Annotated in this window: 20 protein-coding genes and 1 other annotated feature; of the genes, 7 read left to right on the top strand and 13 right to left on the bottom strand. The window is 37.0% G+C overall.

The window, feature by feature from the left end:
- Positions 1–189: 189 nt before the first annotated feature.
- Positions 190–792, top strand: a complete 603-nt coding sequence (rpsD, locus tag MKY78_RS16625; protein WP_339214280.1) for a 30S ribosomal protein S4 — start codon at positions 190–192, stop codon at positions 790–792.
- 176 nt (positions 793–968) lie between these two features.
- Positions 969–1,511 (top strand): DUF6241 domain-containing protein, encoded by a 543-nt coding sequence (locus MKY78_RS16620; protein ID WP_339214278.1) that lies wholly within the window; start codon positions 969–971, stop codon positions 1,509–1,511.
- 142 nt (positions 1,512–1,653) lie between these two features.
- Here the strand turns inward: MKY78_RS16620 and tyrS are convergent, their stop codons facing one another.
- On the bottom strand, positions 1,654–2,928 hold the full coding sequence (gene tyrS, locus MKY78_RS16615; RefSeq protein WP_339214277.1) for a tyrosine--tRNA ligase: 1,275 nt from the start codon (positions 2,926–2,928) through the stop codon (positions 1,654–1,656).
- A 58-nt stretch (positions 2,929–2,986) separates the two neighbouring features.
- Positions 2,987–3,203: a binding site (T-box leader), on the bottom strand.
- 120 nt (positions 3,204–3,323) lie between these two features.
- Here tyrS and MKY78_RS16610 point away from each other — a divergent pair.
- From MKY78_RS16610 to MKY78_RS16595, 4 genes are all read left to right on the top strand, one after another.
- Positions 3,324–6,326: a transglycosylase domain-containing protein gene (locus MKY78_RS16610; RefSeq protein WP_339214276.1), complete on the top strand. Its 3,003-nt coding sequence runs from the start codon at positions 3,324–3,326 to the stop codon at positions 6,324–6,326.
- Between the two features lie 235 nt (positions 6,327–6,561).
- Positions 6,562–7,215, top strand: a complete 654-nt coding sequence (locus MKY78_RS16605; protein WP_339214275.1) for a GNAT family N-acetyltransferase — start codon at positions 6,562–6,564, stop codon at positions 7,213–7,215.
- Positions 7,215–7,868, top strand: a complete 654-nt coding sequence (locus tag MKY78_RS16600; protein ID WP_339214274.1) for an acetoin utilization AcuB family protein — start codon at positions 7,215–7,217, stop codon at positions 7,866–7,868. The genes MKY78_RS16605 and MKY78_RS16600 overlap by 1 nt, the downstream gene beginning before the upstream one ends.
- A complete protein-coding gene (locus tag MKY78_RS16595; RefSeq protein ID WP_339214273.1) occupies positions 7,865–9,019 on the top strand; it encodes an acetoin utilization protein AcuC in 1,155 nt (384 codons plus the stop codon). The genes MKY78_RS16600 and MKY78_RS16595 overlap by 4 nt, the downstream gene beginning before the upstream one ends.
- A 226-nt stretch (positions 9,020–9,245) precedes the next feature.
- On the opposite strand, the gene motS is transcribed toward MKY78_RS16595, so the two are convergent.
- The 4 genes from motS to MKY78_RS16575 all read right to left on the bottom strand — a co-directional run bounded on the left by motS (position 9,246) and on the right by MKY78_RS16575 (position 13,270).
- Entirely contained in the window at positions 9,246–10,019 is a 774-nt protein-coding gene (motS, locus tag MKY78_RS16590) for a flagellar motor protein MotS (protein WP_339214272.1), read from the bottom strand.
- A complete protein-coding gene (motP, locus tag MKY78_RS16585; protein ID WP_339214271.1) occupies positions 10,009–10,833 on the bottom strand; it encodes a flagellar motor protein MotP in 825 nt (274 codons plus the stop codon). The genes motS and motP overlap by 11 nt, the downstream gene beginning before the upstream one ends.
- A gap of 59 nt (positions 10,834–10,892) precedes the next feature.
- On the bottom strand, positions 10,893–11,888 hold the full coding sequence (ccpA, locus tag MKY78_RS16580; protein ID WP_339214269.1) for a catabolite control protein A: 996 nt from the start codon (positions 11,886–11,888) through the stop codon (positions 10,893–10,895).
- 305 nt (positions 11,889–12,193) lie between these two features.
- The gene (locus MKY78_RS16575; RefSeq protein ID WP_339214268.1) at positions 12,194–13,270 is read right to left on the bottom strand and encodes a bifunctional 3-deoxy-7-phosphoheptulonate synthase/chorismate mutase; all 1,077 of its coding nucleotides are present in this window, start codon (positions 13,268–13,270) and stop codon (positions 12,194–12,196) included.
- Positions 13,271–13,440: 170 nt separating this feature from the next.
- Here MKY78_RS16575 and MKY78_RS16570 point away from each other — a divergent pair, with 170 nt between their 5' ends.
- Positions 13,441–15,573 (top strand): cell division protein FtsA, encoded by a 2,133-nt coding sequence (locus MKY78_RS16570; protein WP_339214266.1) that lies wholly within the window; start codon positions 13,441–13,443, stop codon positions 15,571–15,573.
- Positions 15,574–15,708: 135 nt separating this feature from the next.
- On the opposite strand, the gene tnpA is transcribed toward MKY78_RS16570, so the two are convergent.
- The 8 genes from tnpA to MKY78_RS16530 form a co-directional block, all read right to left on the bottom strand.
- Complete coding sequence (gene tnpA / locus MKY78_RS16565) at positions 15,709–16,179, bottom strand: IS200/IS605 family transposase (protein WP_339214265.1); 471 nt, start codon at positions 16,177–16,179, stop codon at positions 15,709–15,711.
- 366 nt (positions 16,180–16,545) lie between these two features.
- On the bottom strand, positions 16,546–16,923 hold the full coding sequence (locus MKY78_RS16560) for a YtxH domain-containing protein (protein WP_339214264.1): 378 nt from the start codon (positions 16,921–16,923) through the stop codon (positions 16,546–16,548).
- A gap of 16 nt (positions 16,924–16,939) precedes the next feature.
- On the bottom strand, positions 16,940–17,341 hold the full coding sequence (locus MKY78_RS16555) for a DUF948 domain-containing protein (RefSeq protein WP_339217937.1): 402 nt from the start codon (positions 17,339–17,341) through the stop codon (positions 16,940–16,942).
- A 507-nt stretch (positions 17,342–17,848) separates the two neighbouring features.
- Positions 17,849–19,150: a UDP-N-acetylmuramate--L-alanine ligase gene (gene murC, locus MKY78_RS16550; RefSeq protein ID WP_339214262.1), complete on the bottom strand. Its 1,302-nt coding sequence runs from the start codon at positions 19,148–19,150 to the stop codon at positions 17,849–17,851.
- 173 nt (positions 19,151–19,323) lie between these two features.
- Entirely contained in the window at positions 19,324–20,433 is a 1,110-nt protein-coding gene (locus MKY78_RS16545; RefSeq protein ID WP_186871320.1) for a nicotinate phosphoribosyltransferase, read from the bottom strand.
- An 81-nt stretch (positions 20,434–20,514) separates the two neighbouring features.
- Positions 20,515–22,764 carry a DNA translocase FtsK gene (locus MKY78_RS16540; protein ID WP_339214260.1) on the bottom strand — a complete coding sequence of 750 codons (2,250 nt, stop codon included), beginning with the start codon at positions 22,762–22,764 and terminating at the stop codon, positions 20,515–20,517.
- A 148-nt stretch (positions 22,765–22,912) separates the two neighbouring features.
- Positions 22,913–23,518 carry a YtpR family tRNA-binding protein gene (ytpR, locus tag MKY78_RS16535; RefSeq protein WP_339214258.1) on the bottom strand — a complete coding sequence of 202 codons (606 nt, stop codon included), beginning with the start codon at positions 23,516–23,518 and terminating at the stop codon, positions 22,913–22,915.
- 20 nt (positions 23,519–23,538) lie between these two features.
- Positions 23,539–24,342: a DUF1444 domain-containing protein gene (locus tag MKY78_RS16530; RefSeq protein WP_339214256.1), complete on the bottom strand. Its 804-nt coding sequence runs from the start codon at positions 24,340–24,342 to the stop codon at positions 23,539–23,541.
- Between the last annotated feature and the right edge of the window lie 191 nt (positions 24,343–24,533).

The following is a 24,533-nucleotide window of genomic DNA, read 5'->3' as shown; positions in this document are numbered from 1 at the left end:
TATTCTTTGTGTAAAATAATAAGGCAGCCTAAGTGAATCACCAATCTGTCCATTTTGTTCCTCATAACGAGGTGTATCGCGTAACTCTCAGCTGCTGGAGCGATGGTACATGAAAACATAATGGCGTTTGGCGCGATCACGGTTGGAATTTTATTTTATGCAAATAAAATAAAAAGGAGGAAATGTCCTATGGCACGATATACTGGTCCTGTATGGAAAAAATCACGTCGTCTTGGCATTTCATTAACTGGAACTGGCAAAGAGCTAGATAAACGCCCTTATGCTCCTGGGCAACACGGAGCTAACCAACGCAGAAAGCTTTCTGAGTATGGTCTTCAATTACAAGAAAAACAAAAACTACGCTTTATGTATGGATTGAACGAACGTCAATTCCGCACTCTATTCGATAAAGCTGGTAAAATGAAAGGTGTTCATGGTGAAAACTTCATGGTACTTCTTGAATCTCGCCTTGATAACCTTGTTTATCGTTTAGGTCTTGCACGTACTCGTAGACAAGCTCGTCAGCTTGTAAACCACGGTCACGTGACAGTTGGTGGATCTCGCGTTGATATTCCATCTTACCTAGTAAAACCTGGTCAAACAATTGGTCTTCGCGAAAAATCAAGAAACCTTGATATCGTGAAAGAAGCAATCGAAGTAACAAACTTCGTACCAGAATATTTAACATTTGACGCTGACAAATTAGAAGGTACATTCAATCGTTTACCAGAACGCTCTGAATTACCATCTGAAATTAGCGAACAATTAATCGTAGAATTCTATTCTCGTTAATAAAACCTTAAAAACTCTGAGATTTAGTATCTTAACTAAATTTCAGGGTTTTTTTTATCGCTATATTCTCCCCTTATGCAAGTCCTCCCCTCCTTAGCAGATTACTTTTTTGAAAATTGAATATTTATTTTTAAGTGCTCCTGTAATAAACTAGGTAGTAGGAGGTTTTAAGTAGTATGAATAAATTGATAGTCTTTTTATGTATTGTTGCTATTTCCATTCTTGGATACTTTGGATTTTTAATTCTATCTGATGTGAAAGAGGCAAGCACTGACAAAAATGAAACAAATGTATCTGAATCCTTAGAAGACATTCGAGAATCGGTAGGTGGTACCATTACAGAAGAACAAGCAGCGTCCTATGAGGAACAAGGATTAAACCCATTTGGACAAAGAAAAACAGCAGATCAATTGACCGACGCTGACTATCAAGAATATATCCATGGAATGAGTCACCAAAAAGTAAAGGCTGAGCAAAAATGGGGCTTTTATCAAATAACGCCCGAGAGAATACAGTGGTTACTTGAAGGTCTTGATCAAACAGAACTTAAACACGAGGAAATCTATCGAACTATTTTAGAAAAATGGGCTAAAGGAGATTTCACAACAGCAGACGTTGACCATAATACAATTTGGGAATTACAAGGTGGAAATATAGGAAGGGCAACAGGAGTCCTAACTCCCGAAGAGGAAGAAGCCTATATCCGCAGCCATCAATAGCTCTATTTCTTACATAAATGAAAAAACCAAACTAATATCAAATCCATGAATTTGAATTAGTTTGGTTTTTGTTAGCTTATTAAAGGCATCATGTAGTCAATCTGGCAACATTCACTACCCAAATCTTGTTCATAACTTTTACTTAATTGTTATATTGAATCAAGAAGTACTTCTTCTTCCCTCTTCTAATAATCGTAAATTTCCCTTCAATTCGATCTGCTTCTGAAACAACATATTGAAGATCTTGTTGTCGTTCCCCATTAATATAGATAGCACCATTGGTAACATCTTCTCTAGCTTGTCGTTTAGATGATGAAATCTTAGCATTCACCAATAAATCAACAATGCCTATATCTTCCTTATCTGTATGGAATGAAGGAACATCTTTAAAACCTTGTTCAATATCACTTGCAGAAAGTGATTTTAAATCTCCACTGAACAAGGAAGCTGTAATTTTCTGTGCTTGTTCAACCGCTTCTTGACTATGAACCATTCTAGTCATTTCTTCAGCTAATCGCTTTTGAGCTATTCGGTTTTCTGGATGATTTTCTACTTCTTGCTCTAGCTCATGTAGCTCCTCTTCATTCAAGAACGTAAAGTAGCGTAAGAACTTCATTACATCGCGGTCATCCGTATTGATCCAGAACTGATAGAACTCATATGGACTCGTCTTTTCTGGGTCTAACCAAATCGCACCACCAGCAGTTTTTCCAAATTTAGTTCCATCTGCCTTGGTAATTAGTGGTACTGTAAGACCAAATACCTTCACTTCATCTTCTTCATTCTCTCTTGCTCGACGGATTAATTCCATACCAGCTGTAATATTACCCCATTGGTCACTTCCACCAATTTGCAATGTACAATTTTCTCGTGTATATAATTGTTGGAAATCTAAAGATTGTAAAATCATATAACTAAATTCTGTAAAGGAAATCCCTTGTTCTATACGAGCAGAAACAGATTCCTTAGCAAGCATGTAATTTACACCAAAATGCTTACCCGCATCACGCAAGAAATCAATAACCGTCATGCTCCCCAACCATTCATGGTTATTTCTAACTACTACTTCATTCTCGTTCTGATCTACTTCAAGAATTTTAGATATTTGTTGTTTAATGCTTTCACTATACCCTTTTACTACTTCTTCCGTATTTAAAGAGCGCTCTGTTGAACGACCACTAGGATCACCAATCATTCCTGTACCGCCACCAACTAAAGCAATCGGTCTATGTCCCGCCTTTTGGAATCGTTTTAACATCACTAATGGTACAAGATGTCCGATGTGTAAGCTATCCGCAGTTGGATCAAAACCACAATATAATGTTACTTCATTTTCAGCTAAATGCTTTTCTAACCCTTCTCTATCGGTAACCTGATTAATTAACCCTCTTTTTTCTAATTCATCTAAAATATGCATCTTTACTCACACTCCAACTTTTTCTTTTAAAAAACAAAAAAACCCATTCCTTATGTAAATAAGGGACGAGTTAAACACGCGGTACCACCCTTGTTGCAGAATTCTGCCACTTTGGGGTTGTTAACGATGACTTTCACCGTCTTAAATTCACCTATTAGGTTCATTAAGATTGCTCCAGAATTGTAATTCGCATGCAAATATTTACTGGTTCCCACCAACCACCAGCTCTCTTGGAAAGGGATTTGCAATACTACTGTTTCCTTCATTGCTTTCAAATATAGTATTATACATATCATATAAAATATATTTCAAAAATGCAACGTTTTTTTAAATTACAGTACCTACTCTTTTTCTACTATGCTATAATAATGCTTGGAATAATAGGAGGTTTTATCGTGGATTTTAAACACTTTTTTCAAAATGTTGGAACCAAGGTAAAAACGGTTTGGAACACTGGAAAAATCCAACGTGTTTCCCGAATTACATATGATGTTATCTGGAATGTTATCTTATTTTTTATCATATTAGGGACCATTGGAATGTTTTTAGGTGCAGGAATCGGGTTTGGATATTTTGCTTCTCTTGTAAAAGACGAACCAATTAGATCATACGAAAGTATGGAAAAAGATATCTATGACTATGAAGAGACTTCCAAGCTGTATTTTGCAGGAGATATTTATATCGGTGATATTCAATCTGATCTTCACCGTGAAGAAACAAAACTAGAAAATATATCCCCTACTTTAATAGAAGCTGTCTTGGCTACAGAAGATGAATTCTTCTATGAGCATAATGGGGTTGTACCAAAGGCCATCATTCGGGCCTTAGTCCAAGAGTTTACCAACTCTAATATGAAATCTGGTGGTAGTACATTAACACAACAATTAATTAAAAACCAGATTTTAACAAATGAAGTATCGTTTGATAGAAAAGCAAAAGAAATATTACTAGCTATGCGGTTAGAACAGTTCTTTAGTAAAGATGAGATATTAGAGGCTTACTTAAATATTATCCCTTATGGGCGCAGTGCTAATGGTAGGAATATCGCAGGTGTTCAAACTGCTGCAAGGGAACTCTTTGGTGTCGATGCAGACGAGGTAAACTTACCACAAGCTGCATTTCTTGCCGGCCTCCCACAAGGTCCTTCTTATTACACACCATATAAAAGTGGTGGCGGATTAAAGGATGAGGAAGGGCTAGCTCCTGGAGTTAATCGTATGAAAGTCGTGCTTAGTCGAATGTATGAATCAGGGAAAATAACAGACAAGGAATATCAAGAAGCACTAAAGTATGATATTACAAAAGACTTTGTAACAGAATCAGAATCACCACTTGATAAATACCCACATTTGACGATTGAATTAGAAGAAAGAGCTAGTGAAATCTTAACCTATGTGTTAGCTGAAAAGGATGGCTACTCGAAGGAAGATTTAGATGAGGATCATGAGCTTAAAGAAGAATATGCCATTTTAGCCAATCGAGACTTACGTAGAAATGGCTATAATATCCATTCGACGATTGATAAGGATATCTATGATGCTTGGCAAGAAGTTGCTAAGAACTTTAAATATTATGGACCTGATTCAACAAAGCAGGTTGTCGATCCTAGTACAGGTGAAGTAATTGAACGCCAACGAGTAGAGGCAGCTGCGGAATTAATCGAAAATTCAACTGGTAGAATCATTAGTTTTCTTGGTGGACGTGGCTATAGCTATGATAACCAATTAAATTATGCTACTAGAGCAAAGAGATCAAATGGAAGTACAATGAAGCCATTATTAGTGTATGCTCCAGCTATGGAAAAAGGAATCATTCAGCCAGGTACACCGATTGCAGACGTTGAAACATCATGGGGTAGTTGGACTCCACAGAACTTCGACAATAGCTATCATGGTATTTTACCGGTTCGGAATCATTTAATGAATTCCTATAATGTTCCTGCTATAAAAGTCTATACACAAATAATGAATGATAATCCAGTTGAGCAATATCTTCGCAAAATGGGTATTACATCTATCGGTGATGATGAATATGCACACCAAGCCCTTGCTATTGGGGGGACATCAACTGGTATAACAATCGAAGAAAACACAAATGCATATGTTACATTTGCAAATGGTGGTAACTTTGTCGATGCGTATATGATTGAGAAAATTACTACGCAAGATGGAGAGGTTGTTTACGAGCATAAGAGTGAACCTGTCGAAGTATTTTCTCCTCAGACGAGTTATTTAACACTTGATATGATGAGAGATGTTGTGAAGCAAGGATCAGCTTCCTATCTTCCAGGCCAGTTAAAGTATAAAAATGTTGATTGGGCAGGTAAAACTGGTACATCACAACATACACATGATGTCCATTTCGTTGGATCAAATCCAAACGTTACAATGGGTGCATGGCTAGGATACAGAATTGGCCAATCTCTAGTATGTGATAGCTGTGAGCTACACCATACCAATCGTAATCTAAAATTATGGGCAGAGCTGATTAATGCAGCTTCTGATATAAATCCTGATTTAATAGCACCTTCACAGAAGTTTCAACGACCAGATGGCATCGTTTCTCGTAGCTATTGTGCCACTTCCGGAATGCTTCCATCTGATCTATGTAATGAGGCTGGACTTGTTTCAAGTGATCTATTTAATGCTAAATTTGTTCCAACAAAAGTAGATGATAGTTTAAGTCGAGGATCTTATGTGTTAGTGGATGGGAAAGCCGTACTGGCAGGACCAAATACACCGAAAGAATTCATTCAAGACGATGGACTATCATTTAATCCTGAATGGCTAATTCGAAATCAATACGATAAGTTAAGAGATATTAGGCAGTTATTCCCTTCCATTCGAAGAGAAGCATGGGAGAAAATAACTATACCAAATATCAAAGGGTTTAACTCTACGATAAATGATGATGGGGTTGCTCCAAAAGCACCAAGTTCACTGAAAAACAGTGGAAGGAACTTAACATGGAATGCTTCTTCTAGTAAGGATGTAGTGGGATACCGCATCTTTCGTGCTAATGAACCTGGTGAATCATTCAAGCTAATCGGTAGCTCAATCGAAACGAAATTCACCCTGCCCAGTGGTACAGGTGTCTATCACGTTAAAGCAGTAGATTACTTTGGACTGGAATCCAAAGCTTCTGAAGAAATAATAATAGGTGATTTCGAGGAACCTGAAGAACTTGATAAACCTAACAAACCAAATAACAAAGATAATAAGGATAAAGATAAGCCAAAAGATCCAAAACCAAATACACCTAAAGACCCGGTAGAACCGAATCCTCGTGATGAAGAAGAACCTGTAGACGGTGGCGGAGATAATACCGAACCAAATCCAAATAATCCTGAAGATCCCGGAGAGGAAGAACCTCCAGGTGATGGTGAGAACGAAGGTTAACCCTTCAACTCAAGCTTGTAGAGAGTACGTGACTTTTCTCTACAAGCTTTTTTTCATGTAGATTAATCACGTAAGATAAACTACAAATACAGTCCCTTTCCAGGTAACGTATAACACAGATATTCCCCACTAAAAGAAAACCTGCCCCTTCTTCTTTTTTGTTCAAGAAAAGACTAAAAATTACAACGATAATCCTGTATAATATAATGTAACAAGATAATTCGGTGGTGAAAACATGGAGCATATCAAAACGTATAACAAAATAGAACATCAAGTAAAAGATAAGTTACTCATTATTGAAGGACCTATCTCCTCATCAGAGTTAGCTAGGTACGAATTTCATCCAGATTTAAATTCCTTTCGCCCGGCACCTAACCAATTGCAAGCACTGATGGGTATTGCTGATTTACCTGATGGCCGAATTATCATTGCTAGAGAACAGAATACCATTATTGGTTATGTAACCTACCTTTACCCAGACCCCTTAGAAAGATGGTCAACCTTTCAAATGACTAATTTGATTGAACTAGGGGCTATAGAAGTAATTCCAGACTATCGAGGGGGGAAAGTTGCTTCTAATCTCCTCCATGTTTCCATGTTGGATCCTTTTATGGAACATTATATTGTTATTTCGACGGAATATTATTGGCACTGGGATTTAAAAGGAACCAATTTAAGCATTTGGGAATATCGCAAAGTAATGGAAAAAATGATGGCTTCTGGTGGGCTACTACCTGCTCCAACAGATGACCCAGAAATCATTTCACACCCAGCGAATTGTTTAATGGTACGGATTGGTTCGAAAGTCGATGAAGCATCTATCAACCAATTTGAAAAGCTTAGATTTCTAAAACGATACCAATTACGTAGTTTTAGGGAGGGTCTGTAATGCATGTTGAGGAAATAATGAATCGTAATGTTGTGACTTTAAGCCCAACCGATTCCATTGCTAAAGCACACGAATTATTAGTAGAATACAAAATTAGACATATTCCAATTGTGGACAAAGACAATTTGGTTGTTGGAATAGTATCGGATCGAGATGTGCGAGACGCAAGTCCATCTATCTTTACCTCGGCTGATTCCAATAGTAATATCTTAGAGAAAGAAATCTCTTCTATTATGTCAAGCCCTGTCTTAACCGCACATCCATTAGATTTTGTTGAAGAGGTAGCTAGAATTTTTTATGACCGAGAAATTGCATGTCTACCTGTTGTTCATCACGACAAGCTTGTTGGTGTGATTACGGAGAAGGACTTGCTTTATACGTTAATTCAGCTAACCGGAACCCATGTTCAAGGTTCCCAAATAGAAGTGAAAGTTCCACATAAACCAGGTATATTACCTGAGGTTGCATCTATTTTTGGAAAACGTCGTGTGAACATTTCTTCTGTATTAGTTTATCCATATAGAAATGACCCTGATTATAAAATATTAGTCTTTCGTGTTCAAACAATGAATCCGTTACCTATTATTAGAGATTTACGTGATGCGGGATATGAATTGATGTGGCCAAATAACATTCCGGAGCCTAGACTATGAGTCCAAACATAAAATTTGTTTTTGATCATTCACTTTTAAATTATCACTTCCACGACGACCACCCTTTCAACCAGAAACGAGTAGTACTTACAAAAGATTTACTAGAAAAATCTGGCCAACTATCAGACATTCATATCATCAAACCCCGAGAAGCAGAAGATGATGAAATTCTGTTACTTCATGAACCAGCATATATTCGGGCTGTAAAATCAGCTATGACTTTATCTAAAGATGATTTAAATCGGTTTGGACTAGGTACAGAGGATACTCCTGTCTTCCCAAACATGCATAAAGCTGCTTCTCAAATAGTAGGAGCAACACTCACTGCAGTGGATGCTGTATTAAAGGACGGTGCTACTAGAGCAGTGAATTTTGCAGGTGGACTTCATCATGGTTTTAAACGGAGAGCATCAGGATTTTGTATTTACAATGATGCGGCAATTGCTATTCAATACATTAGGCAGCACTTTCATTTAAAGGTATTATATATCGATACTGATGCCCATCATGGTGATGGCGTACAAGAGGCGTTTTATGATGACCCTAATGTTTGTACCTTTTCTATCCATGAGACAGGAAGATATCTTTTCCCTGGCACTGGAAAGGTCACAGAACGAGGTATTAAAGAAGGACATGGATACAGCTTCAATTTACCAATAGATGCATTCACCCAAGATGAGTCTTATATCGAGAGCTATGAGACCGCTATATGGGAAATAGCCGAATTCTTTAAACCAGATATTATCATTACCCAAAATGGTGCAGATTCCCATTTCTATGATCCATTAACACATTTATGTAGTTCAATGACTACATTTGAAAAAATTCCAGAAGTTGCATTACAAATCAGTAATACGTATTGTAATGGAAGGTGGATTGCATTAGGCGGTGGTGGTTATGATATATGGCGGGTAGTCCCAAGAGCATGGGCACAAATCTGGAATGTGATGAAGGATGAAAAACCGCTAAAAGGACTTCTCCCCCCTTCATGGATTAAGGAGTGGCAAACAGAATCACCAGTAACTTTACCTACAACATGGCACGATAAAACGAAAGAAATCCCAACGATTCCTCGTAAAAAAGAAATTGAAGAGAAAAATAGATCTAACCTAGATTACTTATTAAAATATACAAAAGTAAAAAGAGGATAAGACATAAAAAGCAATGGAATTGGTAAAGGAAACTTTAAGAGATGAATACGTTGACCCTACTTCAGGAATATTCCACATCGAGCCATTCCCAAAGAAAAACACGGTATATTGCAGCATTCTCATCCTGGGGGCTCTACTTGTGGAGTCTACATATGTACCCAACGCATAACTCTATTCATCGTTTCTTATTTTAACCATACCATTACTTCTTACTGTCTTATCCTCTTTAACTCTCTTTATAAGATTCTTCCAAAATAACTATTTCAACTCTTCTATTTTTGCTTCGATTACTAGCACTATCATTTGGGACAAGAGGTTTTGTGTCGCTATAACCGGCAATGGAGAACCTGTCTTCATCCAAATTGTTCTCCTCTACTAATAGCCTAACTACACTACTGGCACGTGCTCCAGATAGCTCCCAGTTCGATGGATATCGGTAACTAGACATTGGTACATCATCTGTATGTCCTTCTACCTTAATATCATTATTGATTTGTGATAGTAAATTCCCTACCTTTGTTAGGAAGGGATGTGCTGATGGGAGAATATCAGCTTCTCCGGAATCAAATAAAATACTATCCTGTAGCACTAATTCTACTCCACGTTCAGAACGATTAGCGGATATTACATGGTTTAGACTATGCTCGTCCAAATATGCTTCTACTTCGTCCATCAAATTACTTAGAGAATCCTCAGCTGTATCGGAATCTGACTTTTTATCATCATTAACAGGCATATCAAACTCATTTGTCGTCTGCCCCTTTTCTTCTGTGCTTGTGTTTTCCGTAGGATTATCCATTGGGACAGGAGATGGGAAGAAATCAAAAATCATCCGATTCTTAAACGATTCAGAAATCGCTTCGAATTTAGCAGCGTCAATCTGAGACATAGAGAATAGTAAGATGAAAAAAACTAATATTAAAGTGACCATATCGGAGTATGTTACCATCCATTTCGGTGCACCCTTTTTTACGTTTTTTCTTCCTTCTCTACGCTTCATTTAGGCCATCCCCCACATACGAAGACCCTTCTTCGACTGCATCCTTATCCTTCGTATCATCTGATAAAAAGGCTCCTAGCTTCTCTTCGAGGATTCGAGGATTCTGACCTGATTGAACACCAATAACACCTTCAATGATAATTTGCTTGATAAAAACCTCTTCCTCTGTTTTACTCTCAAGCTTGCTTGCCATCGGTATAAATACAAGGTTAGCAAGCACCGTTCCATATAAGGTAGTTAAAAGAGCAACTGCCATACTAGGACCGAGTGTAGCGGGATCTGTCAAATTATTTAACATCAGCACTAAGCCAATTAATGTTCCAATCATTCCCCATGCTGGTGCATATTCCCCGCATTTTTCAATAATCATTCTTCCACGATAATGACGTTCCTCCATTGCCGTAATCTCCGCATTCATAATATCTTGAATGACTTCTGGTTCGATACCGTCAACGGCTAAGAGAATTCCCTTTTTGATAAATGGATCATCCACGTCTTCTAGTTCATTTTCTAAAGCTAATATTCCCTCGCGTCTTGCGCGTTCAGAAAGTCGAATAAATAGATTAATTAATTCAGGAAGCTTTTGTTCATTTTGATGAAAGGATTCTTTCACTACTCTTCCTGTTAATTTAATTTGGTCCATTTTAAAGTTAATTAATAATGAACCTACTACCCCACCTAATACGATTAGAATGGAAGAAATATCGAGGAACGATACAAACCCTTCTGCACCTGCATTCGATAGTATCGCCGCCATAATCATAATAAAGCCTATGGTAATGCCGATTGGAGTTAATAGATCTCTTTTTCTCATATTCCCTCTCCCCAAACTTCTGCTTCATAAACGCTATATCTTATATATCGACATTTAGATTACTTTGTTGAGTTTCTTTCGACAAGACGATGTGGTAATACTACCTTTTTCTCTTCTACTTCTTCTTTGTTCATATATTTAGTCAATAGACGCATCGCTACAGCACCAATATCATACATTGGCTGCACAACAGTAGACAAGGTAGGGCGAACCATATTAGCTAATTTTGTATTATCAAAACCAAAGACTTCTAAGTCCTCTGGAACACGATATCCTAAGTCTTGTGCACCATGGATTGCACCAAGGGCAATAGCATCTGAAGCTGCAAATACGGCAGTAGGCTTTTGTGCTAAGCTCATAAATTGCTCCACTGCTTTGATTCCAGATTCGTACGTATAATCACCACTTACGACATAATCTGCAACAGGCTCAATTGATGCTTCTTTTAAAGCACGTAAATAGCCTTGATATTTTAACTGATTAATGGTCTCTTCTTCATTACCATTAATAAACGCCAAACGTTTATTACCTTTATCAATTAAATTTTTTGCTGCTTCATATGCAGCAACTTCATAATCAATATTGACTGAAGGAGTAGCTTCTGTACCATCATAGGTAGCAGCTAATACTACAGGAACGGAAGCAGTTGAAAATTGGTGGATATGCTCTTGTGTTATATTTCCACCCATAAAGATAATTCCATCTACTTGCTTTTCAAGCATTGTATTAATTAATTGAAGCTCTTTATCCTTATTTTGATCAGAATTACTTAAGATAATATTGTATTTATACATTGTCGCGATATCTTCAATTCCTCGCGCTAATTCTGCAAAAAATATACTAGAAATATCCGGAATAATCGCACCTACAGTAGTGGTCTTCTTACTAGCTAGCCCACGTGCGACTGCATTCGGACGATAGCCCAATCGCTCTATCGTTGCCAATACCTTCTTTCTAGTTGTTGGTTTTACATTCGGGTTACCATTTACAACACGGGAAACGGTTGCCATGGAAACATTTGCCTCTCTTGCTACATCATATATTGTAACTGTCATTTTATAACCTCCTAATTCCGTTCCATTCGACATGAAATATTCTATTAACAATCATACTCTACCGCGATAAAAAACACAAAAAATTTAACAGCAGCTTAACCAGCCGTTACGTAGCATAGAGACTGGCTAAGCTATAAGAAATAGAGACATATCCCTTTTACCTGAGGTATGTCGACATAAGTTGCTGATGTTGCATGTCAACTCCTCTCCTGCTTAGTCGATATGAACTATATTAAAGGGGAAAGAGCCATGCTGGTACTTATGAAACAATAAAGAGAGCTTGACCCCAATTGAATCAAACTCTTCTAGCCAATAGATGAAGTGTATTTAGATAACTCTTGTAAGAAGTTTTCAAACATCTCAATATCCATTTGCTGTCTAGAATCAGATAGTGCAACTGCAGGGTCGGGGTGAACCTCTGCCATAATACCATCCGCTCCAATCGCTAAAGCTGCCTTTGCTGTTGGTATTAATAAATCCCTTCTACCTGTTGAATGTGTCACGTCAACCATTACAGGTAGATGTGTCTCTTGCTTTAATATCGGTACTGCAGATATATCTAACGTATTTCTAGTCGCTGTTTCATACGTGCGTATTCCTCGTTCACATAGAATAATATTTCCATTTCCTCGAGAAATTATATACTCTGCTGCATTGATAAATTCTGAAATTGTTGCGGACAATCCCCGCTTTAATAAGACTGGCTTATTAACCTCTCCTGCCGCCTTCAGTAATTCAAAATTTTGCATGTTTCTTGCCCCAATTTGAATTACATCTACATAATGAAGAGCAGTTTCAATATGAGCGGGATTGACGATTTCACTAACTACTGCTAGATCAAATTCATCTGCCACCTGTCTAAGAATTTTCAGCCCCTCAAGCCCTAACCCTTGAAAATCATATGGGGAGGTTCTTGGCTTAAATGCTCCACCCCGAAACAGTTTAATGCCATTCGCTTTAACAGCCTTTGCGACTTCTCTCACTTGATCATAGCTTTCTACTGCACAAGGACCCATAACGTAGTGAGTCGCTCCATCGCCAACTTTTTCCCCTTTAATGTCGATGACGGTATTCTCTGGCTTACGCTTCCGAGAAACTAACAATTCTTTACGATGATCATCCTCAATTAACTCTAATCCAGCCTTAAATATTTCTTTAAAAATATGTTCAATGGTTGAATTATCAAATGGACCATTATTATGTTGAATTAAATGATCTAACATTTCTCTTTCTCTTACAGGATCAAAACGCTTCATCCCTTGATTATTTTTGATATGACCAATTTGCTTTACAATAGCTGCTCGCAAATTCACAAGTTCAAGTATTTGTAAGTTTACATCATCAAGTCGATGCCTTAATTGGTCTAGTTCATTATGTTTCATGTATATGCCTCCTGAAAGGAAAACTACAATTAGAATAGATGCTTCTACTTAATGTGACCCAATTATAGCTAATAATTTTCTCTTTGTCATCTTAAAGTTTATAATAATAGTAGATTTAGTAAGAATGACGATGGTATATCGATAGCTTTCACTTTAGGGGGATTTACATAATGAAGGAAGATTACATATTTGCCTTAGATATAGGTACTCGTTCCGTTACGGGAATAATTCTAGAAAAAACCGACTCTACGTATACACTAGTTGATTATTGTATGAAAGAGCATAAGGTTCGATCGATGTTGGATGGGCAAATCCATCATGTGGAAGAAGTAGCTAACGTCATTAATGAAGTGAAGACAACGTTAGAGGCTTCCCATGGACCATTACGAAAAGTATGTGTAGCTGCAGCTGGTAGATCACTTAAAACGATCACATCCTCTGCTGTACTGGAACTAAATCAACAACCAATTACGGAGCATGAGACGATCAAGCACTTAGAATTAAGTGCAGTGCATGCTGCACAACAAAAGATCTCTTCTGATGAAACTGGTCATGATTTTTCTAACTATTATTGTGTAGGTTATTCCGTGCTCCATTACAAAATTGATGAGGAACGAATTGGTTCCCTAATAGATCAAATTGGTAACCATGCATCAGTAGAAATTATTGCAACATTTTTACCTAGAGTAGTGGTCGAATCTTTACTTTCAGCACTAAATCGTGTGAATTTAGAAATGGATGCTTTAACACTAGAACCTATTGGCGCAATTCAAGTGCTAATACCTGAATCCATGAGACGTTTAAATGTCGCTTTAGTAGATATTGGGGCAGGTACTAGTGATATTGCCATCACCAACACCGGCACAGTCGTTGCCTATGGCATGGTACCTATTGCTGGTGATGAGATTACAGAAGCGGTAAGTGATACATATTTATTAGATTTCCCATCGGCTGAATTAACGAAAAGACAATTAGTAACAGAGGGCAGTGCTACTGTAGCAGATATATTAGGATTTGAAACTACGATAACCTATGAGAATTTGGTAGCTGATATTGACAATAGCATTGATCGATTAGCTTCTGCCATTGCCGAGGAAATATTGCAATTAAATGGAGCACAGCCTAAGGCCGTTATGTTAGTAGGAGGCGGTAGTCAAACTCCAGACCTCACTACCCGGCTGGCAAATAAACTTCAGTTACCAGCAAATCGAGTGGCTATTCGAGATATTGATGCGATCCAAGTGTTAAATAAAACGGATAATCTTCCAAAAGGACCCGATTTTGTTACACCAATTGGAATTGCTATAGCAGCCAAACAAAATCCGATTCATTATATTTCACTGAAGGTGAACGAGCAAACCATTAGAATGTTTGAATTGAAGCAATTAACTATTGGAGACTGCTTAGTCCAAGCAGGGATAGAAATCAATAAACTATATGGTAAGCCAGGAATGGCATCGATTATTTCACTAAACGGCAAACAAATTACATTACCAGGAGAATTTGGAGGGGCACCGACTATCCTGTTAAATAATGAACCAGCAACGGTAGATAGCTTCGTACAGAATGGTGATACAATTGACATTACGAAAGGAGCAGATGGCAACCAGCCGATTGTCAAATTACAGGAGCTTGTTGGTGATTTACCACCAGTCAAAATTAAATATAATGATGCGACTTTTGAATTGAAATCTACCTACTATGTCAATAACTCACATCAAACAAAGGATTACATAATTCAAGACCGTGATACTATTGAAATACGTACACCGAGGACGATTAAAGACTTTTTCACTATGGTTAGTACCGAAAAACTCCCTGAAGAAAAAGAATTTATTCTGTATGTAAACAAGCAAAAAATTAATTTAGGTGTCGCGGAAAATCAGATCTTAATCAATGAGAAGCCTGCTACACTTCACAGTAAGCTAAAAGAGAATGATCATTTAACAGTTATACCAAAAACGATTCCTACCGTTAACACATTACTTCAAGCGATGCAAAAGGATTATTACGTTGAAATAACGGTTTTGTTTAATCAGCAAACGGTTACCCTTACTCAGCCACAACTTATAATCAAACGGGCTAAGCAACGATTGGATTTAGATGACGAACTTTATCCAAATGACCAGATTTCCATTGAAGAAAAGAACACCGAACCGTTTATATTCCAAGATGTTTTTCGTTATGTAGATATTGATTTATCTAATGCAAATGGAAATTTCGTATTAACGAAAAATGATCAGCCTACTACTTTTTATGAACAAATTATAGCTGGGGATAGATTGGCTATTGTTTGGGGATAAATCAATCAAAACCACCAGTGTGAACTGGTGGTTTGCTCTGCGGCTTGAAGCCTCTTTTACCGGCCTTGGCCTTAAAGGCCCACTGAATGGTTTTCCCTTACGCACCACATCCACGCACTGATTCTAAAGAATCTCTTATATCTTTCTATTTTTTTCTCCTGTGAATGGATCAAACTCTTCGAATAACGTTAATTGATCTGATATATAATCTTCTCGGAGCTGATTCCTAATATATTCTTCTATTTGCTTCTTATTTCGGCCCACTGTATCGACGTAGAAACCTCGACACCAGAATTTTCGATTGCCATATTTATATTTTAAATTTGCATGTCGGTCGAATATCATTAAACTGCTTTTTCCTTTTAAATATCCCATAAACTGAGATACACTCAGCTTTGGTGGGATACTTACTAACATATGGATATGATCTCGACATGCATTTGCCTCATGAATGGTTACACCTTTTCTCTCGCATAATTCTCTTATTATTTTTCCTATACTTTGTTTGTATTTTCCATATATAATTTGTCTTCTGTATTTTGGTGCAAACACGATGTGATACTTACAATTCCATGTTGTATGTGCTAAACTATTCTTGTCCTTCATTGGGACATGCCTCCTTCGTTTATTTGATGTAGTGGTCGGGAAACCAACTATATCTTATCACGAAGAGAGGCCTTTTTTAATTTTAATACCACGCTATAAGCTCTCCGGAACCCCCGGCATAGCCAGGGGTTTTCAAATGACACAAGAAAAGCCGAACTCATTCCATTCTTTAATCAAATGGGAATGAGTTCGGCTTTTCATTCTATATAATTATGTCTCGCGCCTATATCCTTCTAAACTTAACTAATTAGCACTATACTTCATAGGTAATGCCGTTCGATTACAAGATCATCTTCACATGTATTTCTTTAAATAATAAAAATCGAGTAGGGTTTATCATTACCCTTTGTTGTAGATCACTTCTATTTATTGATTTTGCTCTACAGCATTACTTTCAGAAGTATCTTCTTTCACGCTCTTCTCTGTTTTACGTAAATCCTGTATTTTGTTTTGCACATTAGAAGTTATTTCTTGTGTTTTTTGTTTTAATTCTGAGCCTTTTTCAGTCGCCAATTCTTTCCATTCTTGCCCTTTTGCTTGTGCTATATCTTTCCATTCCAAGCCTTTAGCTTGTGCAACATCTTTCCATTCGGTAGCACGCTCACGTACTTGTTGAGCCCCTTCATTTATATCCCCACGTAATTCTTTTCCAGACTTTGGAGCGAATAATAAAGCTAGACCAGCTCCTACTGCTGCACCAATTACTGCACCAACTACAAAATCTCTACCATTATTATCTGCCATCTAAATCTTCCTCCCTTTATTTTCTCTTTTTGATGAAATCAAATAGTGCGGCACCCCATGTTACGGCTTGTGATGCCTTATCTTGATTCTCTGCCATCGATCTAGAAATACTTGATGAAAATTGTTTTAAAGTTTGATTAAAATCTTGCACGGTTTCTCCAATTCCCTTTACTCCATCAAACAAACCATCTAGTTTAGCCGTTTTTTGGTTGACATCCTCTGCAAGTGCATTTGTTTTGTGTAATAATTCCGTTGTCTCGGTTGTAATACCTTGCATTTGCTTCTCAAGACCTTCAAGCGTACTTGCAACATTATTTAGTGTGCGTGTTGAAGCTTTTAGTGTCATTGCCAAATATACTACTAGCACTGCAAAAGCAACTGCAGCAATAAGAGCAGCAATATATAATAGTACTTCCATCTGATAACCATCCCTTCCATGTATAATTGCCAATATGCATGTGCTTGTACATATTAAGAGATTCCCTCATTTTTCGACATTTAAACATTGGCATTATATCTTTAGCTCTATCTTAGTATATCTCCATTATAGGCTTTTCTATCATAAAATTCGACTGATTTGTAGCAGATAATTCTAATAGATGTATTATTTTCCTATCAAAAGCAAATGGAACGGGGACTTAATACTATCTTTCACCTTGATTTTGTCTAAAAAAAAAGAGCCTGGGACAAAAGAATTTATCTTAAAGTAAAAAACGAATGATGAGCTACGACCCCGCTCCGGAAATATACTTGTGGTTCGCGGGCGGCTGGTGAGCCTCCTCGTGCTTCACACTTCGAGGTCTCACCGATGCCTTTTCTCCCGCAGGAGTCTACGTATATTTCCGGAGCTAGTATCGTGTATCATTCAGTTTTACATTTGATTCTTTTGGTTATGTCTCAGCCTACTTTTTATAGTTGTATCCAATTATTTAGCAGATAATGCATTCTCATAGGCATGTTGGAATTTTTGAATATCACCAGCACCCATGAAGATTAACACACTATCTTCATGTTTCATTAATTCTTTAACATTCTCGAGTTCAAGAATAGTACTATTTGGTATCAATTTTTGCAAATCGTTAATTGTTAATTGTCCACTATCTTCCCTAGCAGATGCAAAAATCTCACATAAATAAATCGAATCCGCTTCATTCAGACTATCGGCAAATTCTTGTAAAAAAGTCTTAGTCCTTGTAAAGGTATGCGGTTGGAAAATAGCAACTACCTCTTTATTAGGATATTTCTTCCGAGCCGATTCAATGGTAGCCATAATTTCTCTAGGATGGTGCGCATAATCATCAATGATGATTTGGTTGCTGATTTTCTTTTCGCTAAAACGACGTTTAACACCCTTAAAGGTACTAATATGTTTCATCGCATCTGCATCCATACCTTCATAATGGCAAATCGCTATAACTGCTAGTGCATTTAATACATGATGATTCCCATACATTGGAATGGTAAATGTATCATAATACGTATTTCGAACAAATACATCGAATTTTGTACCCTCTTCCGTTTCCTTCACATTTTGGGCTTGGAAATCATTTGTTGGTAAAAATCCGTAATAAACTACTGGCACCTTCGCTTGAATTTGCTGTAGTTTTTCATCATCTCCACAAGCGATGATCCCCTTTTTAACATTATCAGCCATAGACTGAAATGCATCAAATACATCATTGATACTTGAAAAGTAATCAGGGTGATCAAAATCGATATTCGTCATGATTGCATAATCTGGTTCATAACTTAGAAAATGTCTTCGATACTCACATGCTTCAAATACAAAGTAATTGCTATCTACATGTCCATTTCCAGTTCCGTCACCAATAAGATATGAAATTGGATAGGATGCATTTAGAACATGTGCTAATAATCCTGTCGTAGAAGTTTTACCATGAGCTCCCGTTACGGCAATACTCGTATATTGCTTCAACCATTCTCCTAGGAATTCATGATAACGGTAGAAAACTAACCCTTTACGTTTTGCCTCTTGGATTTCAACATGTTCATCTGAAAACGCATTACCTGCAATAATCGTTAAACCATCAGTAATATTCTCCTTCGAAAAAGGATAAATCGGTATGTTTTTTGATTCAAGAGCTTCCTGGGTGAAAAATTGCTTTTCCACATCTGAGCCTTGCACTTTTTCTCCAGAATCATGAAGAATTTGTGCTAAAGCACTCATTCCAGTACCCTTTATACCAATAAAATGGTAAGTTGTCATAAAAAAGAACCTCCAACTATATGTGTAAGAACAACACGGGATGTGCATACTTTCCGAACAATAGCACCTAGTCGTTTACTACTAAATAAATTGTAATAACATTAAATAATTATACCAAATATAATGTAGTTATAAAATAGTTATTTCGATGTATCATAACCACTAGAACGTATTTAAGCCTTATGATATTCCACTTTTTCTAGTCGTGGATTAGGACGATAACGTCGGCCATTTTTTGCTTCTGGAGACCCATTTAATAATACATTATCACCAGTAAAGCCAATATCTTGCTGCAGTAAACTTCTACCTACACCATAGGTATTAACCGGAACACCTAACGATTCAAAATATCGGATTTTCTCTTCAGTGAACCCACCTGTCGCAACGATTTCAACATGTTGAAATCCGTTGTCGTCAAGCGCCTTTCTTAGTGCAAATACAAGTTCAGGATTTACTCCTCTTGGATCAAACGCCCCCATAACATGATGATTTCGGAGAAAATATTTATCCACTAATGTATTGGAAGTATCCAGACGAACACCTTTAAGCTTTTCACCGAATGCACGTGCAACTTTTAATGAATCGGTAATAACATCATTATTATAATCGACGAGTGCTACTAAATCATCATTAGGGTATACTTCATGGTATGCCTCCATCGCTGCAACAACATCACCTTTAAACATTTGAATCAGTGCATGTGGCATCGTACCCATACCTTCTTTGCCCCACCACTCATTCATGGCGTGTGTTGCTTGAGCAGTAGAACCACCTATAAATGCCGCATAACCATCCCCGGCTTGCGTTGTATAATGGTCATCACGGTCCCCCATGAAAATAACTGGCTTCTGCTTACCAGACGATCTTGCCGCTTTTACAACATTATATACATTTGTAGCAATAGATGTTCTTCTAGCCAAAATCCCATCAATAATCCCTTCTAAGTAACCAAACTCCTGGTAAGGGCCTGAGATAGTAAGTACCGTTTCAAATGGGCTAATTTTATCCCCATCTTTTAAGGAATGTATTTCTAGCTTTTCTGGATGATCTGCAAAGGTATGAACGAGTGCAATTGCTTCGTCTGTTCCACAAAGTACAGCATCCTTCTTTTGGAAGAATTGCATGGTGACATGATTATTCGGCACCTTTTTCTCAACTATTTCTTTCGTCTTTAAAAAATAAACTGCTGAAAACCAGCCTTCTTTAATTCGTTTATCAAATTTAAACGTTTTATTTGTTAAACGGTCTATTTGACCGCTTAGCTTTTGTTCTATCTCTTTCATAGTAGTCTCCTTCTAACATATTCCCTATAATATCATATATCCAGTAACCTATTTTAACAAGTAAACGCTACTTGTATCCGTTTAAGATAATAGTTCTTCTAGCTCTGCCTTGGTAATTAAGACATCTCTAGGCTTACTACCATTTTGACCAGAAATAATTCCTTTATATTCAAGTGCATCAATTAACCTTGCTGCTCGATTATACCCTATTTTAAAATGTCGTTGTAATAAGGAGGTACTTGCACTGTCATGGTTATACACAAATTGAATTGCTTCTGTTAAAAGCTCATCCTCTTCCTCATCAGCTTCAAATTGCTTTAACAATGATTCTTGTTCGAATAAATAATTTGGCTCCGCTAAAGAGCTAACATAGCTAGTAACTCGTTCGATTTCCTCATCAGAAACAAATGGCCCTTGTAGACGGACACTTTTACCAGCTCCATTTTCGACAAAGAGCATATCACCTTTACCTAACAGCTTTTCTGCACCACCAGTATCAATAATTGTCCTAGAATCAACTTGAGAAGACACACTAAATGCAATTCTAGTAGGAATATTCGCTTTGATTAGTCCTGTTAATACATCGACAGAAGGACGTTGAGTTGCTAATAATAAATGTATACCACATGCCCTAGCCTTTTGCGCAATTCTACTAATCGCATCCTCTACATCCTGAGGCGATACCATCATCAGATCCGCTAATTCATCTATTACAATGACAATAAACGGCATTTTTTCATGTCCTCGACCTTGTTTTAATACTTTTTGATTATAACGCTCAATATCTCGGACACCTTCTTGGACAAACTTCTCATACCGTTCTTCCATTTCATTTACTGCCCATTTTAAGGCAGCTGTTGCTGCCTTAACATCCGTAATAACCGGAGATACAAGATGTGGTATGCCGTTATACGGTGCAAGCTCCACCATCTTCGGATCGATTAGTATAAATTTGACATCGTCATGATGTGCCTTATAAATTAAGCTTAACAATATTGTATTAATACATACACTCTTACCAGATCCAGTAGCACCGGCAATTAAGCCGTGTGGCATTTTTTGAATGTTCGTTACGATAGGAGTTCCCTCAATATTTAACCCTAAAGCAATGCTTAATGGTGAAGAACTATCTTTAAACGAATTAGAACCAATTATTTCAGAAAGTCCAACCATTTGTGAGGTCGGATTAGGAACTTCTATTCCTATCGTGTTCTTGCCTGGGATAGGAGCTTCTATCCGAATATCCTTGGCAGACATATTCAACTTCAAATCATCACTTAAGTTTTTTACCTTGCTAACTTTTACCCCTAATTCTGGTTGCACTTCAAATCTAGTAACGGCTGGTCCTTGTGTTGCATTTACAACTTTAGCACGAACATGGAAATACTTGAGAGTCTGTTCGAGTAATTGCTGTTGCTCCTGTATCCATTGATCATTTAGATTACTCTTCTCAACTGGGTCATTTAATAAATGTAAAGGTACCGTTGTATGATTAGAATTGTTATTCGTAACATGTTCCACTTCAGCCTGAGACGGTTGTTTATGCTCTACCTTCTTATGTAATATTTTCCTCTTATCTGAAGGTGTCATAATAACATTGTATGGAACACTTCGTTGTTTCTGCCCTTCTGATGTTGTAATTGATGACGATTTCTGATTATTATGATCCGCATCAGCATTTTGCTGTACTTTCTCGGGTTCTTGTATATCCTCTTTACCTTGTAACGGTTCCTTATATTCAACCTTATCTTCTTGAAGGTTAGCTGTCTCCTCATGAGCTGGTTGTGGTTTAGTTATTTCCTCATATGCTTCTTGCATTGGTGCATGATTAACTTCTAGATTACTAGCTTCAGAGGAATTCAAGTTAGCATTTATCTCATCATGATGGTGTAAGTCAGAAGTAGTAACTTCTGTTGGTCTCTTTTTTCGTACATATGCTGGAATCGAGTTAACTTCTTTATTGGTTCGTTCTCTAAAGCCATATATCGGCGAAGGAACATCTGTCCTTTCAAAGGGCTTTTTCTCTTCTGTTGTTTTTGCAACATCAGCTTGTTGTGGCATAGGTTGCTTCGTATTGTTAGGTCTATTACCTTTCCGTAAGTATGCTGGTGTTTCAATGTCTCCTAATGATCTTCTAATCTCTTTATTAGGATTAGAGATTTGTGGAATATGGTAAGAATTATTGTATGGATATTGATAAACCATCCTCGTTTTAATGTCAGGCTTAGAATCTTGTAATGGTGTATATTCATCATCTTGATAGTCAATTTCTTCTACTTCTACTTCCTTCCAAATAAATGTTTCAATTCTTTTCTTCCATTTATCCCACATTGCATTCACTCTTTTCTCTTGTTCCTTTATAGAATTTCTAATATCATCTCGTTTTACTAGAAAAACTTTTCTTATTCATTAAAAATTAATAATTTTCTCATCTTAAATGAAAAAGCAACCTAAGCTGTCAAACATAGGTTGCTTTCTATTATACAGTAAAAGCTTGACCAACTGAATAGGAATCATCTAGGATATAAATTCCTTTTTCCTTTGGAGCATTGGGAATTCCTAGCTCTTTTTGCGAGCAAATCATTCCATTAGAAGGTACTCCTCGAAGCTCAGTTGGTTTGATTCTTAAACCACTAGGCATAGTAGCTCCAATTTTGGCAACAACTACTTTTTGTCCTTTATCCACATTTGGTGCGCCACATACGATTTGTAGTACTTCATCCCCTACATCTACTTGACATACACTCAATTTATCCGCATTCTCATGTTGTGCTTTCTCTACTACATAACCTACAACAAACTTCGGACTAAGGTCTAAGTCTAGTGCATCATCGATGTTATGATCTGCAAATACTTGCTTCACTTTATCTAATAGTTCATTAGTTAATGGAATCTTACCAGTTTCTTTTAGTTCAAAATACTTCGAAGCATCAGCAATATTGTAGCCTAATACTTCTTGATTGCTATCTATAATTCTTGTTACTGGTCCGATTGTTTCATGACTTATACGATAACGATCATCGGTTTCTTTTAAAGGAATGATTAATACATCACCAATTCCATTAGGATTATAAAATACGTCCATCAAACTCACTCTTTCTACTATTATTTTTCTGATCTATTTTTAGCTAAAATAAATATCGGTGTTAACTTCTTATCCTCATAAATAAATGGTAAGGAGGTAATGGGAATTCTACCTTCTGTAAAAAACTTCATCGTCATCTGTGCCAGTATATCATACCCTGTCTTGTTTTGAATGTCTGCTATAATCAAAACATCTTGGTGTGGTACCGCAACAGCTAATTCCCCTTTACTCTTTCTCTTCATGTCTTCTAATAGCGATTCATTTAAAATTCTACTAGCATCATATCCATCCTGCTGTGCAAAGAAATAAAAATCGTTCTCTGCTACCGTATCTACTTTATACGTCGTATCTAACGAACGTAAATTAAAAGTAGCAATCTCATCAATTCGCTTTTCTGTCCAGCCATCCTGTTCTAGCATCGCTTGGTCAACTAATCGATAGGACTTCCCTAAATCAATCGCATAAAAGATTCTCGTTTCGGCTGTATGATCTTTATATAAAAGTTCACTACCCGACTTAGAACTAGTTGGAAATGAAGTGGAGCGAACAACCGGAATAATATGTTTTTCCATCCCATTCAGGGTATAAGACTGATTCATTATTTTCAAGGATTCTAATATATGTTCGACAAGCTCATCGATTGCTTGTTCACCACGCTCATTATACTTACCAATTATATTGGGGAGTTTAATCGTTACACCTTGATTGGAACTCTTCCACTCAACACGTAAAGTATCCTGTTCTCTATTGTATTTTATACTAAAATTAGAATCTGACAGCCTTTCCTCTAGGATTTTTTTCATTTTAAGACTGGTCATTTTCATAAAAAAGCCTCCTATAACTTACGGCATAATGGCTTACTTTTTTGCCTTTACTTTCTTATGATAGCTATGATTAGGTTTCTGTTCAACTATTTCACCTAAAGAACAAACAAAAAAACTGAAACATAGTAGATAATTTAAACACAGAAAATCCAATTGATTACAAATTGATAACGAAAGGCTTTAGAACTACA

The organism is Ornithinibacillus sp. FSL M8-0202, from assembly GCF_037975285.1.
GTDB classification, from domain to species: Bacteria; Bacillota; Bacilli; order Bacillales; family Amphibacillaceae; genus Ornithinibacillus; species Ornithinibacillus massiliensis.
Note: the sequence above shows the minus strand (reverse complement) of the source record. Positions and strands in the feature narration are given on the sequence as shown.

Coding starts and splice junctions, on each gene's coding strand:
- MKY78_RS16570 (WP_339214266.1), top strand. CDS start 13,441: ATGAAGGAAGATTACATATTTGCCTTAGATATAGGTACTCGTTCCGTT.
- ytpR (WP_339214258.1), bottom strand. CDS start 23,518: ATGGACGTATTTTATAATCCTAATGGAATTGGTGATGTATTAATCATT.
- ccpA (WP_339214269.1), bottom strand. CDS start 11,888: ATGACAGTTACAATATATGATGTAGCAAGAGAGGCAAATGTTTCCATG.
- MKY78_RS16620 (WP_339214278.1), top strand. CDS start 969: ATGAATAAATTGATAGTCTTTTTATGTATTGTTGCTATTTCCATTCTT.
- MKY78_RS16545 (WP_186871320.1), bottom strand. CDS start 20,433: ATGAAAGAGATAGAACAAAAGCTAAGCGGTCAAATAGACCGTTTAACA.
- MKY78_RS16555 (WP_339217937.1), bottom strand. CDS start 17,341: ATGGAAGTACTATTATATATTGCTGCTCTTATTGCTGCAGTTGCTTTT.
- MKY78_RS16595 (WP_339214273.1), top strand. CDS start 7,865: ATGAGTCCAAACATAAAATTTGTTTTTGATCATTCACTTTTAAATTAT.
- MKY78_RS16605 (WP_339214275.1), top strand. CDS start 6,562: ATGGAGCATATCAAAACGTATAACAAAATAGAACATCAAGTAAAAGAT.
- tnpA (WP_339214265.1), bottom strand. CDS start 16,179: ATGAAGGACAAGAATAGTTTAGCACATACAACATGGAATTGTAAGTAT.
- MKY78_RS16600 (WP_339214274.1), top strand. CDS start 7,215: ATGCATGTTGAGGAAATAATGAATCGTAATGTTGTGACTTTAAGCCCA.
- tyrS (WP_339214277.1), bottom strand. CDS start 2,928: ATGCATATTTTAGATGAATTAGAAAAAAGAGGGTTAATTAATCAGGTT.
- MKY78_RS16575 (WP_339214268.1), bottom strand. CDS start 13,270: ATGAAACATAATGAACTAGACCAATTAAGGCATCGACTTGATGATGTA.
- MKY78_RS16560 (WP_339214264.1), bottom strand. CDS start 16,923: ATGGCAGATAATAATGGTAGAGATTTTGTAGTTGGTGCAGTAATTGGT.
- motS (WP_339214272.1), bottom strand. CDS start 10,019: ATGAAGCGTAGAGAAGGAAGAAAAAACGTAAAAAAGGGTGCACCGAAA.
- MKY78_RS16540 (WP_339214260.1), bottom strand. CDS start 22,764: ATGTGGGATAAATGGAAGAAAAGAATTGAAACATTTATTTGGAAGGAA.
- MKY78_RS16530 (WP_339214256.1), bottom strand. CDS start 24,342: ATGAAAATGACCAGTCTTAAAATGAAAAAAATCCTAGAGGAAAGGCTG.
- rpsD (WP_339214280.1), top strand. CDS start 190: ATGGCACGATATACTGGTCCTGTATGGAAAAAATCACGTCGTCTTGGC.
- murC (WP_339214262.1), bottom strand. CDS start 19,150: ATGACAACTTACCATTTTATTGGTATAAAGGGTACTGGAATGAGTGCT.
- motP (WP_339214271.1), bottom strand. CDS start 10,833: ATGAGAAAAAGAGATCTATTAACTCCAATCGGCATTACCATAGGCTTT.